The 18,253-nt window shown below is 53.0% G+C and carries 14 protein-coding genes; 4 read left to right on the top strand and 10 right to left on the bottom strand.

What is annotated here, in order from left to right; translation table 11 throughout:
- Window positions 1-5: 5 nt before the first annotated feature.
- The 7 genes from bglX to NST08_RS02050 form a co-directional block, all read right to left on the bottom strand.
- Complete coding sequence (gene bglX, locus NST08_RS02080; protein WP_007130629.1) at window positions 6-2,114, bottom strand: beta-glucosidase BglX; 2,109 nt, start codon at window positions 2,112-2,114, stop codon at window positions 6-8.
- A gap of 49 nt (window positions 2,115-2,163) precedes the next feature.
- Window positions 2,164-2,988: a carbohydrate ABC transporter permease gene (locus NST08_RS02075; RefSeq protein WP_007130630.1), complete on the bottom strand. Its 825-nt coding sequence runs from the start codon at window positions 2,986-2,988 to the stop codon at window positions 2,164-2,166.
- 5 nt (window positions 2,989-2,993) lie between these two features.
- Complete coding sequence (locus NST08_RS02070; RefSeq protein ID WP_007130631.1) at window positions 2,994-3,938, bottom strand: carbohydrate ABC transporter permease; 945 nt, start codon at window positions 3,936-3,938, stop codon at window positions 2,994-2,996.
- Window positions 3,939-4,041: 103 nt separating this feature from the next.
- Window positions 4,042-5,280 carry an ABC transporter substrate-binding protein gene (locus NST08_RS02065; protein ID WP_007130632.1) on the bottom strand — a complete coding sequence of 413 codons (1,239 nt, stop codon included), beginning with the start codon at window positions 5,278-5,280 and terminating at the stop codon, window positions 4,042-4,044.
- A gap of 174 nt (window positions 5,281-5,454) precedes the next feature.
- The gene (locus NST08_RS02060) at window positions 5,455-7,122 is read right to left on the bottom strand and encodes a response regulator transcription factor (protein WP_341341403.1); all 1,668 of its coding nucleotides are present in this window, start codon (window positions 7,120-7,122) and stop codon (window positions 5,455-5,457) included.
- Window positions 7,123-7,128: 6 nt separating this feature from the next.
- Window positions 7,129-8,931, bottom strand: a complete 1,803-nt coding sequence (locus tag NST08_RS02055) for a sensor histidine kinase (protein WP_341341402.1) — start codon at window positions 8,929-8,931, stop codon at window positions 7,129-7,131.
- 17 nt (window positions 8,932-8,948) lie between these two features.
- Window positions 8,949-9,701, bottom strand: a complete 753-nt coding sequence (locus NST08_RS02050) for a helix-turn-helix transcriptional regulator (protein WP_007130635.1) — start codon at window positions 9,699-9,701, stop codon at window positions 8,949-8,951.
- 111 nt (window positions 9,702-9,812) lie between these two features.
- Here NST08_RS02050 and NST08_RS02045 point away from each other — a divergent pair, with 111 nt between their 5' ends.
- Window positions 9,813-12,101, top strand: coding sequence for a glycoside hydrolase family 65 protein (locus tag NST08_RS02045; protein WP_341341401.1), 2,289 nt, complete (start codon window positions 9,813-9,815; stop codon window positions 12,099-12,101).
- A 256-nt stretch (window positions 12,102-12,357) separates the two neighbouring features.
- The gene (gene pgmB, locus NST08_RS02040; protein ID WP_341341400.1) at window positions 12,358-13,032 is read left to right on the top strand and encodes a beta-phosphoglucomutase; all 675 of its coding nucleotides are present in this window, start codon (window positions 12,358-12,360) and stop codon (window positions 13,030-13,032) included.
- Between the two features lie 127 nt (window positions 13,033-13,159).
- On the opposite strand, the gene NST08_RS02035 is transcribed toward pgmB, so the two are convergent.
- Window positions 13,160-14,398 carry a DUF4073 domain-containing protein gene (locus tag NST08_RS02035; protein ID WP_341035068.1) on the bottom strand — a complete coding sequence of 413 codons (1,239 nt, stop codon included), beginning with the start codon at window positions 14,396-14,398 and terminating at the stop codon, window positions 13,160-13,162.
- A gap of 292 nt (window positions 14,399-14,690) precedes the next feature.
- On the opposite strand from NST08_RS02035, the gene NST08_RS02030 reads away from it, so the two are divergent.
- Window positions 14,691-15,650 carry a phosphotransferase enzyme family protein gene (locus NST08_RS02030; RefSeq protein ID WP_341034540.1) on the top strand — a complete coding sequence of 320 codons (960 nt, stop codon included), beginning with the start codon at window positions 14,691-14,693 and terminating at the stop codon, window positions 15,648-15,650.
- Between the two features lie 29 nt (window positions 15,651-15,679).
- Complete coding sequence (locus NST08_RS02025) at window positions 15,680-16,186, top strand: hypothetical protein (protein ID WP_007130640.1); 507 nt, start codon at window positions 15,680-15,682, stop codon at window positions 16,184-16,186.
- 4 nt (window positions 16,187-16,190) lie between these two features.
- Here NST08_RS02025 and NST08_RS02020 read toward each other — a convergent pair whose 3' ends face one another.
- Window positions 16,191-16,736, bottom strand: a complete 546-nt coding sequence (locus NST08_RS02020; RefSeq protein WP_138919333.1) for a hypothetical protein — start codon at window positions 16,734-16,736, stop codon at window positions 16,191-16,193.
- A gap of 297 nt (window positions 16,737-17,033) precedes the next feature.
- Window positions 17,034-18,164 (bottom strand): DUF4261 domain-containing protein, encoded by a 1,131-nt coding sequence (locus NST08_RS02015; RefSeq protein ID WP_007130642.1) that lies wholly within the window; start codon window positions 18,162-18,164, stop codon window positions 17,034-17,036.
- Between the last annotated feature and the right edge of the window lie 89 nt (window positions 18,165-18,253).

The following is an 18,253-nucleotide window of genomic DNA, read 5'->3' as shown; positions in this document are numbered from 1 at the left end:
GCGTTTCAAATCACGGTGAGCTCCGTACGCAGCCCTTCCTCCGAATGCGGCCCGACCCAAATATGAAACTTCCCGGGCTCAACCGTGAACGCCATCCGTTCGTCGAGAAGCCCGAGCTCATCCGGCCCAAGCGCAAAATGGACGACACGGCTCTCTCCTGGCTCAAGAAACACCTTGCTGAAGCCCTTCAGCTCCCGGACGGGACGGGTAGAGCTGGCCACCAGATCCCGGATGTACAGCTGCACGGTCTCTTCGCCGGCGCGCTTGCCGGTGTTCCTGATTCTCACAGACAAATTCGCGCTCTCATCCTTGCCGATTACAGGCTTGTCCAGCGCCAGATCCGCATATTCAAACGTCGTATAGCTGAGGCCGTACCCGAACGGGTACAAAGGCGAATCGTCGCAATCGATGTAATCCTCGTACAAGTGCGGACGTCCCGTATTCTTCCGATTGTAATACATCGGAATTTGTCCGGTTGCCCGCGGAACGGTTACCGGCAGGCGGCCGCTCGGGTTGTGCGCCCCGGTCAACACATCGACCACGGCATACCCCGCAGCCGTCCCCGGGTGCCATGCCTCGATGACCGCATCCGCCAGCTCGTGCAGCCATGGCGCCGCGAGCGGGCGACCGTTCATCAGGATGACCACGACGGGCGTGAAGGTCCGGCTCTTCAGCTCCCGGATCAGCCGCTCTTGGCACGCCGGGAGCGTAATGGACGCCACATTGTAATGCTCCCCGGTCATCGGCTCCGATTCCCCGACGACCACGACCGCGACGTCACAGCGCCCTGCCAGGTCCACGGCACGATCGATCCCTCCGGGAAGTTCCTCCAAAATGCCGCTGCCCGGTTCATGGAACACCTGCGTATCCGGAGCCAGCTCGGATTGGAAGGCATCCCATACGGTAACAACGTCCTCGTCGCGGCCCTTCCACGCCCAGCAGCCCATCGTATTGTGGCGATCGTCGGCCAGCGGCCCGATCAGGGCCAGCTTCTTGAATCGGCCGGTATCCAGCGGCAGGATGCCGTCATCGTTCTGAAGCAGCACGATCGATTTGCGTGCGCTGTCCCGGGCCTGCTCCAGATGAGCGGCAGGAATGCCGATTTCCTCCGGATCGTCCTCGCTTACATAAGGATTCTCGAATAAGCCGAGCCGGAATTTCACTTTCAGAATGCGAAGCACGGCATCATCCAGCAGCTCCATCATCTCGGGATGCTCCGCAATGATGGACTCCAGATGATCGAGATAGACGCCGGAATGCATATCCATATCGACGCCTGCCGCCAAGCCTTTCAGCGCCGAATCTCTACGGTCCTCCGCGTAGCCGTGATGAATCAGCTCCTCAATCGACTCCCAGTCGCTGACCACGATGCCGTCAAAGGCCCACTCCTCCTTCAGAATATCCCGCAGCAAGTACCGGCTGCCCGATGCAGGCACGCCGTTCAGCTCGCTGAATGCGCTCATCACCGACATGGCGCCGGCCCGAATGCCGTGCGCAAACGGCGGAAGCACCGTCTCCCGCAGCGTCCGCTCCGACATATCCGTCGTATCGTAATCTCTTCCGCCCTCGACAAAGCCGTACCCGGCGAAGTGCTTCACGCAGGCAGCCACGGCCGGATATCCGGACTCGTTCGGGCTCTGGAATCCCTTGACCTTCGCCGCGGCAGCCAGAGAAGACAAATACACATCTTCGCCCGTGCTCTCCGCGATGCGTCCCCACCGGGGATCGCGCGTAATATCCACCATCGGGGCAAAGGTCCAGCGGATGCCTTCGGCCGCCGCCTCCCTCGCCGCGATGCGGGCATTCTTCTCCATCGCTTCGGGATCCCAGCTGGCGGCTTCGCCAAGCGGGATCGGAAAGATGGTCCGGAAGCCGTGAATGACATCGTCGCCGATCAACAGCGGGATGCCGAGGCGGCTTTGCTCCACTGCCAGACGCTGCAATTCATTTATTTTCTTCGCCCCGTGAACGTTCAGCAAAGACCCGATCCGCCCCTCGGCGACCAGCTGCCTCTCCCGTTCCTCGCAGCGGCCGTATTGTACCGTCTGGCCGATCTTCTCGGCCAGCGTCATCCGGGCTAACAGCTCCCGCGCTCGCTGTTCTGCTTGATCCATGCAGCTCCCTCCTCAACGTATGTCTACTTAGCGATCAACAATCAGCAATCTAGCCTTTGACGCCGGCATTCGAGATGCCTTCAATATATTGGCGCTGGAACAGGAAGAAGAACAGGATGATCGGCAGCGTCGACAGCACGACGCCCGCCATGATCATCGGTGTATTCTCGAAGAACATGTCCTTCACGCTGTTCAGGCCGACGACTAGCACGTACATCTCCGGCGTATTGGCGAGCGTGCTCGGAATCAAATAGCTGTTCCAGGTGCCCGCAAACGCAAGAATCGACATCGTGATCAGGGAAGAGCGCGCCAGCGGATAGACGATCCGCCAGAAGGCGCCCATCTTCGTCAAGCCGTCGATGCGGGCGGCTTCCAGAAATTCATTCGGAACCGAGATAAAGAACTGCCGGAGCATGAAGATATACAACCCTTGATACAAGAACGGCACCGTCAAGCCCCAGAACGTGTTCAGCCATCCCAGCTGCGCCACGTTCACATATACCGGGATCAGAATCATGTGATAAGGCACCATCATCGTAGCCACCACGATCCAGTAAATCAGGCCTTTCCCGCGGAAATTCAGCTTGGCAAGCGCAAAGCCGGCCATCGGGTTAATGACGAGGTTGCCCAGCACGACGGCGCCGGTCATGATGACCGTATTCAGAAACCATCTTGGCACGTTGTACGCATCGTTTGTGAAGAATACCTTGAAATTTTCGAACGTCCAGTTGGCCGGCGACGTCAGCGTATTGACATACCGCATCGGAATGACGGACGTATAAATCGTATAGAGAAAAGGAAGGGCGAATAAAAGCCCCAGAATGATCGTGCCGATATACAGAAACGGCCGATTGCTGTTTATGCGGGTCTTCATTGCTCTCACTCCTTCTCATCCAGGAATTTTTTTTGCAGGTACGTGATCAGCATAATAATGATAAAGAACAGTACGACCGCCGCGCTTCCGTATCCGATGTTCATGTAACGGATCCCGTGCTGGTAGAAGTACGTCACCACCGTGCTGGTCGCTCCCGCCGGCGAGCCGAGTGCGCCGTAACGCGAAATCGCCGCGATCTGGTCGTAAATCTGGAAGCCGGCGATAGTGGATACCGACACGATAAAGAAGGTGATCGGCTTCAGATAAGGCACGGTGATATAGCGGAACTTGTTCCATTTCGAAGCGCCGTCGATCTCGCCGGCCTCGTACAGATCCTTCGGTATTTCCTGCAGGCCGGACAGATACACGATCATCGTGAAGCCTGCCTGCTGGAAAATGAACAGGATGCAGACGAACAGAAGCGCATAGCGGGTATCCGCAAACCAGGTGACGTTCCCGAAGCCCAAAACGCCGAAGAAATCGGTCAGAAAGGTCCCTTGCTTAAACATCATCATGAAAACGGTCGTAATGGCGATCTGCGAGGTGATATACGGCAGGAAAAACACCGTACGGAAAATCCCCTTGCCCTTCAGCTTCTGGTTCACGAGGATGGCCAAAAGCAGCCCGAGCAGCGTTTGGATCGGGATCGAAATGACCACGATCTCCAAGGAATGCAGCAGCGCCCGGAAAAACTCCTTATCGTGAAGAATCGCCGTATAGTTCTCGAGGCCGATGAATTTGGCCTGGTCCAGTGCCGCAAAATTGGCGTCCTGGAAGCTTCTCACGAAGGATTGGATAAACGGATATAAAAACCACCAAGCCCACAAAATCAAAAAGGGCAGCGTAAACAACCAGCCGAGTGTCTTGTCGGAGTCGGCCAGCGAACGCAGCCAGGACTGCTTGATCTTGCCGCCCTTCGCGCCGACATGCTTGCTGCTGTATTCGGACATAAGTTATCCCCCACTCCCATGCTAGAATTGAATCGCTCATGCAAAATAAAGGCTCCCGCCTCCCTGATATCAAGGAGCGGGAGCAGGTTGTTGCCTGTTTTTCTTATTGGAACTGGCTCTGAATATCGTCGAGAATTTGCTGAGCCGTCTTACCGGAACCGCCAAGCACAAGGCCTTCCAGCTCTTTCACCAGTTCATCCGTGAAGCGCTTGGTATCGGTCGGATAGCCATAGTCGGTGCTGTATTCCAGCGCCGGCTGAAGCGCCTTGAACTCCGGATTTTTCTCGAAGTATTTCTCGGACAGCGACGACACGGCAGGATTGAAGCCAAGATCCATGAATGCGGTTTGCGTGTCGTCATTGGTCATGTAATAAGCGGCCTTCAGTGCGGCCTCCTTGTTCTTGGCATCCTTCAGCACCATATAAGCGTCGGAGCTCATGGTGCTGCCGTTCGTTGTGCCTTTCGGAACCGGAATCGCAACGTATTTCATATCCGGGTTGGCGTCCTTCAGGTAGCCTTTATACCAATATCCGCCGGTGCTCATAGCACCCAGGCTGTTCGCGAACACTTCGCCGTCCCAGCCGAAGCCGGCGGATTTCGGAGTAACCGCGATGCCTTGGTTGTACATGTCGATGATCAATTCCAGCGCTTTTACGTTTTCAGGGGAGTTTATGGTCTTGCCGTTGCCCCATCCGCCGCCGAAGCTTTTCACGTAGTTCGTAATATGGAATGCGTCCAGATTGACGATAATGCCTTTTACATTGCCTTTGTTCAGCACTTTCGCCGCTTCGATCACTTCGTCCCATGTGGTTGGGTAATCGCCAAGACCGGCGTCCTTCCACATCTGCTCGTTAATGAAGAACATGGCCGGCATGTCGCTGTTCGGAATGCCGTACTGCTTGCCGTCAACATTCCAGATCTTCTTCGAGGTATCCGGGAAACGGCCCATGTCAACGCCCGTCGCTTGAACCAGATCATCAATCGGCGTGAACAGGCCTTTGTTGATGTACTCGTATGCGCCTTCATTGGACATCTTAATAAAGTCAGGCGCTACGCCTGCCGCAATTTCGCCGGGCAACGTATTCCAGAACTGCTCGCTGCTCGGATACTGCTTGATCTTCAGCTCGATCTCGGGATATTTCTCGGAAATGGTATCGGCTGCTTTCTGGTAGATCTCCAAATCCTGCGCCGTACCCCAGAAGCCGAAGTTTACGGTCACTTTCTCTCCGGATGCTCCTTCTTTATTGTCAGCGCTTTTATTGCCGCCGCAAGCGGTTAACGCGACAACAAGAGCCAGGCATAATACCAGCATGGCGGAAATCTTCTTGTTCACTTTACCCATGAATGCTACCCCCTATGTTTCGTTTCGTTAAACCTTACACATTCATGATAAGGAGTCCGAAGAATAAAAAAAATTAATCAAATGATGATTAATTTTTTAATATTGACTATTTTTTTATAGATATCTTGCACGAGAGAAACGATTTTATGAAAAATTACACTTTCTTCTCTAAAATCACACTTCTTCTTTCCTATATTGCTTAGGAGATAAGCCTGTGTATTTCTGAAATACAATCGCAAAATGGGCCTGATTATGAAATCCCACCATCTCGGCGACATCATATATTTTGTATCGATAGTCCCGAAGCAGTCTCTTCGCTTTCTCAATCCGGAGCTCATTAATATAGTCGAACAGCCCTTGGCCAACCTCCTGCTTGAACAGCCGGCTGACGTAATTCGGGCTGACATGCAGCAGCTCCCCGAACAATTTCAGGGAAAGGCTCTCGGCATAATGCTCCTCGATATATTCCATAATGCTGCGCGTAAGCTGGCTGTAGCCTTTATTCGACAGTCGCTGGCGCTGCTTGAGACGGTCCTCGAACAATTTCAGGGAAAGGCTCTCGGCATAATGCTCCTCGATATATTCCATAATGCTGCGCGTAAGCTGGCTGTAGCCTTTATTCGACAGTCGCTGGCGCTGCTTGAGACGGTCCTCGAACAGCTTCCGGTATCCCGCGGCCATTCCCCGGAAATCCTCGATCTCCTCGAAGCCTCCGCTGTGCTCCGCCCCTGATTCAACTTTGCCGTCGTCCCCGCCGATCATGAACAGCAAGCCTTCGTACACTTTGCGGACATCCCGCTCCTCCATGCACTCCTCCTGCTCCAAGAACGCCTCCCAGCGGGACAGCAGCTCCAGAAAACGTTCATTCTCCTCTTCCCGCAGCGCCGACTTCATCTGGCTCACATAGGCATCCGCCTGCTTCAGCGCGCTCTCCCCCTGCAGCCGCAGATGCTGATAATAGAAGATGGACGTATCAGGATGGTAAAAATGATGGGACAGCGCTTTAGCCGCCTGCTCATAGCCTGCAGGAATGGCGCTGTAGCCTTCGAACCAATCGCTGACGCCCAGCACGATATCGATGTTCACGAACCGCTTCAGGGCCGAGCTGATCATCTGCACCAATTTGTTTACGCGGTTTAGGGATGCGAGCAGACTCTTATGCTCGCTGTTGCTGATGAATACGCAGCTATGCTGGACGTCTAGCTGCAGGTATTCGACCTCCTTCTCTTTGGAGAGCATCTCGCGCACCACATTTTGAACGGTGCTGGGGAGCACCGATTCGGTTTCTTTCGTATATCGCTGAATGACGGTGCGATAGTTTTTGATTTTAAAGAGAACGATATACATATTCCCTTCCTCAAGACTCGTTTCGGACAGGTCCTGCACCTTGCCTTCGAGGGCCTCATACAGCAGCTGTTCCTTCCGGCTGCCTTGCGTCACCACGGTCGGCGGGGCAGGCGTCCCGCTTGTTCCAAGCTGCTCCCGGATGCTCCGAAGCATCGCTGTCAGCTCGCGTTCGTTCATATCCGGTTTATGGAAGTAATCGAAAGCCCCAAGCTTCAAAGCTTCCTTCACATAAGCTATATCGTCGAAGCTGCTAAGCACCACGATCTGAACCGGCAGCTGCTGCTCACGAACCCTGCGAAGCACCTCAATGCCGTCCAGCTTGGGCATTTTGATGTCGAGGAGCACCACATCCGGGTCCTTGTCCGCAATTTGCTGCAGCGCCTCCTCTCCGTCACCGGCCTCTCCGACGATCTGCACACCCTGAGCTTCCCAGTCGATTGCTGACTTGATGCCGATCCGAACGAGCGGCTCGTCATCCACGATAAGTATCCGCACTTGCTATCACCCTGCTTCTTCTGTGATGATCGGAAGGCGGATCCATGCCACCGTTCCGCCTTGCTCCCTTCGCTGGATCCAAAGCCCGTATTCCGGACCGAAGTGAAGGGATATCCGGTTACGAATATTGTTCAATCCGATCGAGTTGAAGCCATCCCTTGGCCCGTTCTGTTCCTTCTTGGGCTGCCCGTCCTCCGGGAAGCCCCGTCCGTTATCCTCGACCTTCATGACAAGCGCTCCTTGATCCTCATAAATAGCGATGATCAGGTGGCCTTTATAGTCAATGCCTTCGAATCCGTGAAACACCGCATTTTCCACTAGCGGCTGCAATAGAAACTTCAGCGTCCTATATTTCATAACGGCCGGATCGACCTCATACGTGACATCGAAGGTATTAAAGTACCGAAAATCGAGGATTTTGGTGTAATTCTCCATGAATTCGACCTCCTCGGCAATGGTAACGTAGTTCCCTTCCTTCTTTACCGTGAACTTGATGACGGACGAGAACGCCTGCAGCGCTTCTTCGATGCCCGCAGCGCCCTGGATTTTGGCCATCCACTTAATCACGTTCAGCGTATTATAGATAAAATGCGGGCGGATCTGCGACTGGAGCGCATTCATTTCCAGCTTCCGCTTCTCCTCCTCCTCCACGTAGATTCGCTCGATCAGCTCCCGGATCTCCTTGAGCATTTGGTCGACCGTGTTGTTGATGACGCCGATCTCCCCACGCTGCTTCGTATCCAGGCTTACGTTCAGCTGCCCTTGGGATACCAGCTTCATCTTGCTGTTGAGCACCGCCAGCGGCTTCATGATCGTGGTCGCGATTCGGGCGGAGATCAGGATCGAGAGCACCAGAAGCAAGATGAGGACGCCGATCAAAACCGCTACCATCAGGTACACGATCGAGAACAGGTCCTTCTTCGGAATGACGGTGACGGCCTTCCAATTCGCCAGCGAGGAACCGGAAGAAATGATATAGGTGTCCCGGGCAATCTGCGTGTTCACCTTGCCGTCCTTATGATATTGAAACTCGCTGCCAAGCACCTCGGAAGCCGGCAGCCCGATCTCTTCCGCATTCATGCTGTGAACGATCCGGTCGGCTTCATCGATAAGGTAAAAGCTCGTGTTTTCCGAAAAGGCCGTATCGCTCCACAGCGTCTTCAGCTTGTCCACCGAAATGTTAAACAGGATAAAGCCGAGGTCCTCCTTCGTATAGGGGTCCATAATGGCCCGGCCTACCGATACGACCGGCACGCCCTTGGCGGACAGCAGCTCCTCCTTGTGTATGCCGATTGGCACAAAGAGTCCATACGCCTCCCGGATCTTCCGGACAAACGGCTCCTCGGTGAATCGGTCCCTGAAATAAGCAGCATTCATATATTCCCGGTTGCTGCGGCCGATGATCGACTTGCTGTTCTCATGATAAATGACCACCGAATCGATCAGATCAGAATATAGCATGATGCCGCTCTGGATCAAGCCGTTCACTTTGTCGAAATCCTGGCCGCGTTCCAGCAGGGGATACTCGATTTTGGCGTAATCCTTGCGCATGATCTGATACACCGTCGAGTCCTGGATCGGGAACATTGACAGCCGCAGCAGGGGCTGAAGGGATGTATCGATATTTTTGACGATCTGTTTATTGTTCTCCACGGCCGCATCAATCATCGTTGTACGGTTGTTGTCCACATATACCCAGGATACGATCCCGCCGATCAGAATGAGCGGCACAATGATGAAGCAGGAGAAAGCGGCGATCAGCTTATGCTCCAGGCTTAAATCCAGCATTTTCTGTTTTAGTCTGTTCATGCTAGAGGTCTCTTTCTTCATGTCGATATGGATTTGGCTCCGCTTAACCGGAACTGGCGCGGCGTCATCCCCGTAAAATTTCGGAACACCTGCGTATAATAGCTCTGGCTGCAGAACTTGAACGTGAATGCGATTTCGGAGATGGACTGATTCGTGTACACAAGCAGATGCTTGGATTCCTCCACCTTTCTCCGGTTAATATACGAGGTCAGCGGCATGCCGGTCTCCCGCTTGAAGCGGTCGGACAGGTAGCTCGGGTGAACGCCCAGATGGTCCGCGATTCCCTGCAGGGACAGCTCTTGAAAAATATGCTCGCGAATATAATAGATCGCCAGGTTCACAATATGCGAGTACGTCAGCTCTTCCTTCTCCTTGCGGATCATCGAGACGAACTGCACCAGCATCTCGTATTCGAATGCGACGAGACGCTCCACATCGCCGATCTTCTCGATTTCCAAAATAAGCGTGTCGCTGAGATGAAAGGCCGTCTCCGGATCGACTCCGCCCTTAATAATCGCCCGGGTAAATAACGTACAAGAGGCAATCAGCGCGTTCTTCTTGGAGCGGAGCGGATAGCTGGCCAAGACCGCGGCCTCGAGCTCATTGATCTTGCGCAGCATATCCATCGCTTTGGCCTCGTCGCCGAATCGGATCGCTTCCAGCAGCTCATGCTCGTAATCGAACGGCGGATGGATAAAATTGTCGCGTAAATACTGCATCCGGGAAGACAAAACAAAGGGCGGGTTTGCCGGCCGGGACAGCTCCTTCATTATTTGCACACCACCTAAAAATATTGATAAAAATCTGAATATTTTAGTATAATATAACCCTTTTTGGCTCTAAAATTCAAACATAACCTTGCTAGGGAGGAAGTGTACACGATGACTTGGAAGATTTCAAATTCCGAATTATCACAGCAGGCACTGCTCAATATGGAGAGCCTGTTCGCGCTTGGAAACGGTTACCTCGGCGTCCGGGGCAACTTCGAGGAGGGATATGGCCCGTCCATGTCGACCATTCGCGGAACCTATCTGAATGCTTTTCACGATATCATTGAAATTCCATACGGCGAGAAACTGTTCGCCTTTCCCGATACCCAGCAAAAGCTTGTTAACAATATCGACGCTCAAACCGTTCTCGTCTACTTGGACGACGAGCCGGAGCCGTTTCGTCTGGACCACGGCACGATTTCGGCCCATGAACGCCATCTGCACATGGATAAAGGCTATGCGGAGCGAAAGGTGCAGTGGACTTCTCCGTCCGGCAAAGAAATCCGATTGACGTTCCGACGCCTGGTGTCCTTCACCCGCCGCGAATTGTTTGCGATCCAGCTCCAGCTGGAGCCGGTCAATTTCAACGGCCGGGTACGCATCGTCTCGACGGTGAACGGTAACGTAAAAAACTACACGAACCCGAACGATCCGCGGGTCGGAGCCGGTCATGCGGAGCGGATGACCGTGATCGATGCCGGCGTTCGAGGTCAGGACGGCTACGTCATTGACGAGACGATGGCTTCCAAGCTGCGTGCGGCTTGCGTGACGCGTCACCGTCTGGAAGGCTCCGAGGCGCAGGTGCAGCTGGAAGCCGGATCGGGCGAAGTTCTGTTCACCGCTTCATTCCCGCTCTCCGGACCGGTTACTTTGACGAAATACAATATGTACACGGACAGCCTGCGTCATGGCTCGGATCTCGTGGAGGAGGGCATCAGGCTCCACGAGCGACTGCAGGATCTGTCGTTCGAGGATCTGGTCGCCGAGCAGACCCGGTATTTGGACAACTACTGGAAGTCCGCCGATGTCACGATTCGTAACGATGATCGTCTTCAGGAGGGCATCCGGTTCAATCTGTTCCAGCTGCTGCAATCCGCCGGTCGGGACAAGTACAGCAACATCTCGGCTAAAGGCCTCAGCGGCGAAGGATACGAAGGGCATTACTTCTGGGATACGGAAATTTACATGTTCCCGGTATTCCTGATGACTCAGCCGGACATCGCACGCCAGCTTCTGCTGTATCGTTACGCTGCGCTTGACCAGGCACGGGCAAGAGCCCGCGAGATGGGGCATAAACAGGGGGCCCTGTACCCGTGGCGTACCATTTCGGGAACCGAATGCTCCTCGTTCTTCCCGTCGGGAACCGCGCAGTACCATATCAGCGCCGATATCGCTTACAGCTATATTCAGTATTATCTGGCTGAACAGGATCAGGACTTCCTGTTGTCTTACGGTGCGGAGGTGCTGATCGAGACGGCCCGCCTCTGGGCAGACATCGGCCATTACTACAACGGGGCGTTCCACATCGATGAAGTGACGGGACCGGATGAATATACCTGCTGCGTGAACAACAACTATTACACCAACGTGATGGCGAAGCATAACTTGAAGTGGGCCGCCAAGAGCTGCTCGATCCTGCAAGACTACGATGCGGAAGGCTACAAAGCGCTCTGCGACAGACTCGGCGTAACCGATGCGGAAATCGCCGCTTGGGCCAAGGCTGCGGACGCGATGCTGCTGCCTTACGACGAGACGCTGGGGATCAATCCGCAGGATGACACGTTCCTGCGCAAAGCGGTATGGGACTTCGAGAACACGCCGGAAGACAAATATCCGCTGCTGCTGCACTACCATCCGCTGACGATTTACCGGTACCAGGTGTGCAAGCAGGCGGACACCGTGCTGGCGCATTTCCTGCTGGAGGACGAGCAGGATTTCGAGACGATCCGCCGCTCCTACGATTATTACGAGGGCATCACGACGCACGATTCTTCGCTGTCCTCCTGTATCTTCAGCATCATGGCTTCGAAGATCGCCAATATGGACAAGGCGTACGAGTATTTCATCGAAACCGCGCGCCTGGATCTGGACAACACGCACGGCAATACGAAGGACGGGCTGCATATGGCGAATATGGGCGGCACCTGGATGTCCATCGTATACGGATTTGCCGGGATGCGCATTAAGGAAAACGGGCTGTCCCTCTCTCCGGCCATTCCGAAGGATTGGGAGCAGTATGCGTTCCGCTTGAACTTCCGGGGCCGGCTGATCGGCGTATCGATTGAAAAATCAGGTGTGACGATCGAGCTCGTCGAGGGTGAACCCCTCGAAATCAAGCTGTATGAGGAGCTTGTGGAGCTGGCTTCCGGACAGCCGGTGAAACGGCCGCTTAAAGGCTAAACAGCTCAGGGTTTTAACTCAGCCAGAGGCTTGGCATGTCCACGGCTCGTACGACGCATGCGCCGGGAATCTCACCAGACATGTACCAAGCACAATCGCATACTGGGTACACATCGCAAAATTGCCGGGATTGACGCAACATGTTGCTGGTGAAGGTCCATGAAAGTCCATCCCCTATCGGCTGCCAGACTATTCAAAAGTGATAATCGGGAACATGACTTAGACATGTTTCCGTTGGTAGAAGGAGAAATGAACCATGAGCGAAGGAAGAACGCTTCAAGCCGTCATCTTTGACCTGGACGGCGTCATTACCGATACGGCCGAATATCATTACCAGGCGTGGAAAGCCATTGCCGCCGAGCTTGGCATTCCCTTCACCCGCGAGTTTAATGAGAACCTGAAGGGCGTCTCCCGCATAGACTCCCTGAAGCTGCTCTTAAGCCAAGCGGAAACGCCCGTCAGCTATTCGGACGAGGAGCTGCATCAGCTGGCGGAGCGTAAAAATAAGCTCTACGTCGAGCTGATCGAGACGATTACGCCGGCCGATCTGCTTCCCGGCGTCGCCGATTTCGTCGCCGCTATCCGGGCGGCGGGCCTGGCGACAGGCATCGCTTCGGCCAGCAAGAACGCCGTAGCCGTCCTTACCCGGCTTGGCGTCATGGATCGCTTCGACATCATCGTTGACGTCACGAAGCTGAAGAACAACAAGCCGGACCCGGAGATTTTCCTGACGGCGGCTGCCCAGCTTGGCGCCGATCCGGCCGCTTGCATCGGCGTCGAGGACGCTGCGTCCGGCGTGGAGGCCATCAAGGCCGCAGGCATGTTCGCGGTTGCGATCGGCCGGGCCGAGCATTTCCCGCATGCGGATATCGTGCTGCCTAGCACGTCGCAGCTTGACTTCCGCGAGCTGAAGCAAGCGTTTGAAGGGTAGCTTTGAAATAAGTATGGGAGTGTTCTCGAAAGAGTCTGGCGTTCTTTCGGACACTCCCATTTTTTATTCCAATGCCACCGTTGTCGATTAAATCGTTTTCTCTCTTATAACACTTGAATTGCAGATATTATTTTTTGAAAGTCACCTTTTTGGATAATCCGTCTTCCAGGTTCATCTCACCTTTATGGCGAACGAATACATTTTGGTTTCCTTCAAATGTTGGAGGGTTCTTCGGATCATAGTCTACCCAGCGACTTTTCCCATTCACAGAGTATTCCATGTATTGGGTAGCACCGATCAATTGATTTTTTTCGTCATCTGCTACTACATCGGGTGGTAATTGAACAACAGTACCATTGTGCACACCAAGCTCTTTAATAACTTTATCTGTTTTATAGTCATACGCCTTGATCTTTACATCATTTCCGTACACTTCAACCTGGAGGCCCTGTTTAAAATCATTGCCTGTCGAAACTTCACCGCCATTAGGCCCTGCCGATGCCCACCCCGCTTGAATCCCGGCTGTGTTCACAACGGTAAACCCACGTTGATCTCCACCTTCTACTACCTTTTTACCTGCCCAATCCGGAAGATTCAGATCCCAATGACTGTGGCTTGTGAAAAGAATGACTTGCGGATAATCCTTTAAGATTGCTTCTAATTTAGCCTGGTCTAAGTAGTCACCTGTATACGGCGATTGATTAGAGCCTGAAATCGTATCCTTTAGGATATGATGACTAAAGAGAAAGATCGGTTTATTTGGTTTTTTCTTTGAATATTCCTCAAGATTCTGCTTTAACCAATCAAGCTGCTCATCGCTAAGATAAACCTCATCCCACAAAGACTCATCATGATAGTGCATATATTTTTCGGTACCCAAGAAAAGGAACGGATATCCGTCTAACTCTTTTTTATGGTAGACTTTTTCCTCACCAGTAAAGTTATAAAAATTTTGGAACATTTCAGATTCCGGTGTATGATTGGGCCATGTGTCTTGTGCTAATTTGTTCGGTGTTGCCCATTTCGGTTTATAAAATTCATGATTTCCTATGCTGTACCATACATTTTCCGGGTGAGGATTACGATCTAACACTTGTTGTACGGCTTGATATTCGAAATCCCACCCTCGGTCCGTAATATCGCCATTAATGATTAATGCTTTCGAAGCAGGATTTACCTCTTTCATATCATGAAGCACATGCTTAAAGTCAGCGTAATCCCCTTGAATGTCACTAATGACATCAAAGGTAAGGCCTGGTTTTTTCGAAAATAGATGTTCATCCAGTTTTGCTTGAGCGGATCCTGAAACAGCACCTATATTAAAAAAAATAGATGTTGCCATAATACTTGTTAGCAGCTTCTTCATCATTAATTCCTCCTAGTAATGTTCATGTTCAGAATACTTTCGCAAAACAATGTATGCTTTAATGTATGCTTCTCTCTTATTGTAAACAGGAAATATTAAGCTAATATTCACTTAAAGTAAATCGTTCACATAATGAGCGGGAAGCCTTTTCAGAAGAGTTGCCGCCCCCTTGACTTGACAATCCGACATTAAAAAATAGTAGACTGATAGATACAGTGATTCCCATCATATGATAGTGGTTATGCCGTGGGCGGGAATCTATGACGAGTAGCGGAAGAGAGGGGAATGATCGATGGAACAGGCTGTTTTGAACCAAGGTGCCGGGAAATTCGGCAAGGGGGCGTATTCGTTAAAGCTGCTGGGGGGATTTGATCAGAGTGTATTCGAGTATGCCGGGGAGGATGGGTCCCGTTTCGTATTAAAGTTTCTGGATGCCGCCAAATACCGGAAGGCTGACATCATCCGGGAGCAGACCTGGATGGCCCATCTGGCAGGACACGGGCTTCGCATTACGGAATCCGTAACCTCGCGGGAGGGGCTTCTTATTGAAGAGGTAGCCCATAATGGGCAATTATTTTATGTGATCGCCTTTACGATGGCCCCGGGCCGGCCGTTAACCGATCTGGAATCGGACGCTGCCGTGATCGAGCGCTGGGGACGCGGTCTGGGCAGGATGCATGCGCTCGGCAAGCACGATTCCGCCGCTCTCCTTCACCAAATGGGCTTTGCCCATTGGAACAGCCATCCGATCTTTACGGATGAATTTCCGGCTGCCGCCGGCGAAAAGGTGCACACCCGTTGGAAGGAGTATCTAAAGGAGCTGTCCTCCCTCCCCCAAGATCCGCAAGGCTACGGCATCGTCCATAATGATCTGCATCATCGCAATTTCCATGTCCACGACGGCGACATCGTCTTTTTCGACTTCGGAGACATTGGCTATCACTGGTACGCTTACGATATCGCGATCTCGATCTATCATGCGGTACAGACCGTTCCCGGCCCGAGAAAAGCCGAGTTTGCCTCCCGCTTCTGCGATGCGCTCTTAACCGGATATCTTCAGGAGCATCCGCTCAGCACCGATTGGATCAAGCGGATTCCTTTTTTCATTGATTTTCGAAACGTATACTCCTTCGTCTACTTCTCCAAATACGTTGACTGGCATGAGCTCGACGAACGGACCCGGAAGTATCTCGCAGGGATGAAAGCCGATATCGAGGCCGGCACTCCGGTCGTTCATTTGCCGATATCATAATCGATAAGGAAAGCAGGACCTATTTCAAAATGAAATCAACCACGAAGCGAACACGGCGGACCCTCTTTCTTGCGGCGGGGCTGCTCCTCGCAGCCGCCTTGCTCTATCTGCTGTATCTCCGCCCCACACCGATTAAGACGGATTTCTTTACGACGGTCGACAACGAGCATACGATCATCTTCGAGGCGGTGAACGAAGGGATTGCGGACGTGCAGCTGCTGGACGTGCTCGTCAACGGCGGACACCGGCCGGTTAAGGCAGAGCTTGGCGTGAGCTACTCGCTGCACCTTGTCGGCGGCTCCAACCTGGAGGGCAATCCCGATATCGCGTTTGTCGGGCTCGGGGACATGCCCCTCCATCCGGACCTCTCCCCGGAAGACAAGCAGGCCGCGCTGAACCAAAGCCCCCGCATCCCGCTGAATTATGGGATACGCCTACTCCACGATGAGCCGATCCGGGCAGTCGAGCTGAAATATCGATACCTGGGGCTGACCTTCAAGAGGAATATCTCGATGGGGCGTTTTTTTCAAGAATAGCGTGTTAGTGGACAACTGACAGAAAGGCTGAGGGCAGGGCGGTCTTAATGTCCTGTTCCCATTTCGCATTGGCTGCCTCGTCCAAGCTTTCCCGGTGCCAGTATAAAATCAGGACGTTCGCAAGCTCATGTTCATTCGGGACCTGCATATTATACACATCCTTCTGCTTATGGAAATCAGCCTGGCCTTGGATGCGTTCTTCTTCCGTATCAAAAATGTACACCGAAATTCGCTCCTCGATGCCTGAGCCTTCCGGCTGGTTCTCATCCAGTGCATACATCATGGCTTGCACGCCACTTAGCACCCAGTCCGGGCTGATGTGCTTGGAGCGGAGGTCGATCCCTTGCCCCTTCAATGCTTCTTCCACATCCTCAAGCGTAAACCGTACCTCAGTGGCCTCCCCCGCGGCGGATGAGTCCATCGGGTTATCAGCCTGAGCCCGCCCTTCGGTTTCCTGCTTCGTAACAGGCCCCCTCGATTCCGCCTGGAAGCATCCTGCCAATGCGAATAGGGCAACCCATAGAAGGGTAAGCATCTTCAACGCTTTCAAAATCATGCACCCCTTTTGCTCTTTGCGATCCCGTTCATTAAGGTCTTCTACATTTTTTTAGGCTATATCTTATAGACTCCGGAACGAAAGGCAAGGTTTCAGGTTATAACCAAAAAAAATCCCCTCCTATTTATGTGACCAGCTGTGCTTTGTTAAGTTGATATTCACGTGTTTTGGCAGCAATGTTACTTATAAACAAAGAGCCTTCACCGCGCTAACGGTAAAGGCTCTTTGTTGCAACCCGGCATGGCTGCGGATCTTCACGGCAAGCGAAGAACCATGGCCAACAGCCTTGGATTAGTACTGAATTTTAAGCGTGTCCCCATGAACATACACGCCCTCGGAGCGGGTAATCGGCAGCTTATGCTCAGCCGAAAATCCGATGGTTTCCCCAGCCCTTAACGTGACGTCCTGCTCAACAACATACAATGAAATATCCATCAAGAATTCACGGAGCTCAGCCGGGGTTACCTGGCTGTCCAGCACCTCAATTTCGTCCTTGCCTAAAGCTCTCAGCCCATAGGTATATCCGCTCACTCCCGATTCCGTTCCGACCAAACCGAAGTGAACCAGATTTAACAGAGGAAATAGATCTTCCTCCTTCATCAGCTCTGCCATATCGACAAAAATCTCGGGCTGAAATACCGTTCCGGATGAATAAAGCCCCACCGCATTGGGCAGCTTCAAACAGCTTGCCGCCACTTTCGCATACATTTTTCCGCTGTCCAGCGGAGAACCTGTGCGTGTAAATACCGCCACGATCAGCTGCGCAACATGGGTCTGGGTAACCGCAGCCGCCTCGGGCCACAAATAGTTTCCTTGCGCGTAATGCTCAGCCTCTCCATCCGGAACCGGAGCCTCAACGAAGCTGACCGCAGCCATACAGCCCTCTGCCTCAAAAACCAGAATGCCGTCCTTCTCCTTACTGGAGGCACCATCTTCCTCCTCGGGGGACCAGGTGATATTCCAGTCATGCCGGAGATTGGCCTTGATCTGTTCCAGATCACATTCCGGGGAGTTCAGCAGAACAAACCCGTTAAAGATGCCGGATCCGGATGATTCATCTGGCTCGGCCTTGCTGTCCTCTGCGGTTTCTTGTTCATAGGCTGCCGCCTGCTTCATCCAATACTCCCGGATCATTTCGACCATAGCTATGGCCTCCTGCTCTGCTGTTGCGGGGTTGTAGGGCTGCATCTCGCTAAATACATGTCCGCAGTGGTCAGTATCAGAGGAGCTTTCATAGCCGCCGCAGACGCCAAGTAACCATTTCCCGAGCATGGACTTCTTATATTTAAATATGTAGTAATGCATATCGTGGAGATCAAATTCTCCGGCTATTTCGATTCTGCTGGGCTTGTGGCCGAGCTCCTGTTCATGGGCCAGCCATTCGATCATTGAATCCGTGGCCGCTTGCTGTTGAGCTGTCATGTATTCCTCTCCTTAATTTCATCTAGGATTGCACCTGTTATATTCTACCAGCCCCCAGCAGTTTCAGCAACAGAACGGCAGATGGCCAG

This window comes from Paenibacillus sp. FSL K6-1566 (assembly GCF_038050475.1).
Lineage (GTDB): Bacteria > Bacillota > Bacilli > Paenibacillales > Paenibacillaceae > Paenibacillus_AQ > Paenibacillus_AQ lactis.
The sequence above is the reverse complement of the archived record's forward strand: the minus strand, read 5'-3'. Positions and strand labels throughout refer to the sequence as shown.

Coding starts and splice junctions, on each gene's coding strand:
- bglX (WP_007130629.1), bottom strand. CDS start 2,114: ATGGATCAAGCAGAACAGCGAGCGCGGGAGCTGTTAGCCCGGATGACG.
- NST08_RS02075 (WP_007130630.1), bottom strand. CDS start 2,988: ATGAAGACCCGCATAAACAGCAATCGGCCGTTTCTGTATATCGGCACG.
- NST08_RS02070 (WP_007130631.1), bottom strand. CDS start 3,938: ATGTCCGAATACAGCAGCAAGCATGTCGGCGCGAAGGGCGGCAAGATC.
- NST08_RS02065 (WP_007130632.1), bottom strand. CDS start 5,280: ATGGGTAAAGTGAACAAGAAGATTTCCGCCATGCTGGTATTATGCCTG.
- NST08_RS02055 (WP_341341402.1), bottom strand. CDS start 8,931: ATGAACAGACTAAAACAGAAAATGCTGGATTTAAGCCTGGAGCATAAG.
- NST08_RS02050 (WP_007130635.1), bottom strand. CDS start 9,701: ATGAAGGAGCTGTCCCGGCCGGCAAACCCGCCCTTTGTTTTGTCTTCC.
- NST08_RS02045 (WP_341341401.1), top strand. CDS start 9,813: ATGACTTGGAAGATTTCAAATTCCGAATTATCACAGCAGGCACTGCTC.
- pgmB (WP_341341400.1), top strand. CDS start 12,358: ATGAGCGAAGGAAGAACGCTTCAAGCCGTCATCTTTGACCTGGACGGC.
- NST08_RS02035 (WP_341035068.1), bottom strand. CDS start 14,398: ATGAAGAAGCTGCTAACAAGTATTATGGCAACATCTATTTTTTTTAAT.
- NST08_RS02030 (WP_341034540.1), top strand. CDS start 14,691: ATGGAACAGGCTGTTTTGAACCAAGGTGCCGGGAAATTCGGCAAGGGG.
- NST08_RS02025 (WP_007130640.1), top strand. CDS start 15,680: ATGAAATCAACCACGAAGCGAACACGGCGGACCCTCTTTCTTGCGGCG.
- NST08_RS02015 (WP_007130642.1), bottom strand. CDS start 18,164: ATGACAGCTCAACAGCAAGCGGCCACGGATTCAATGATCGAATGGCTG.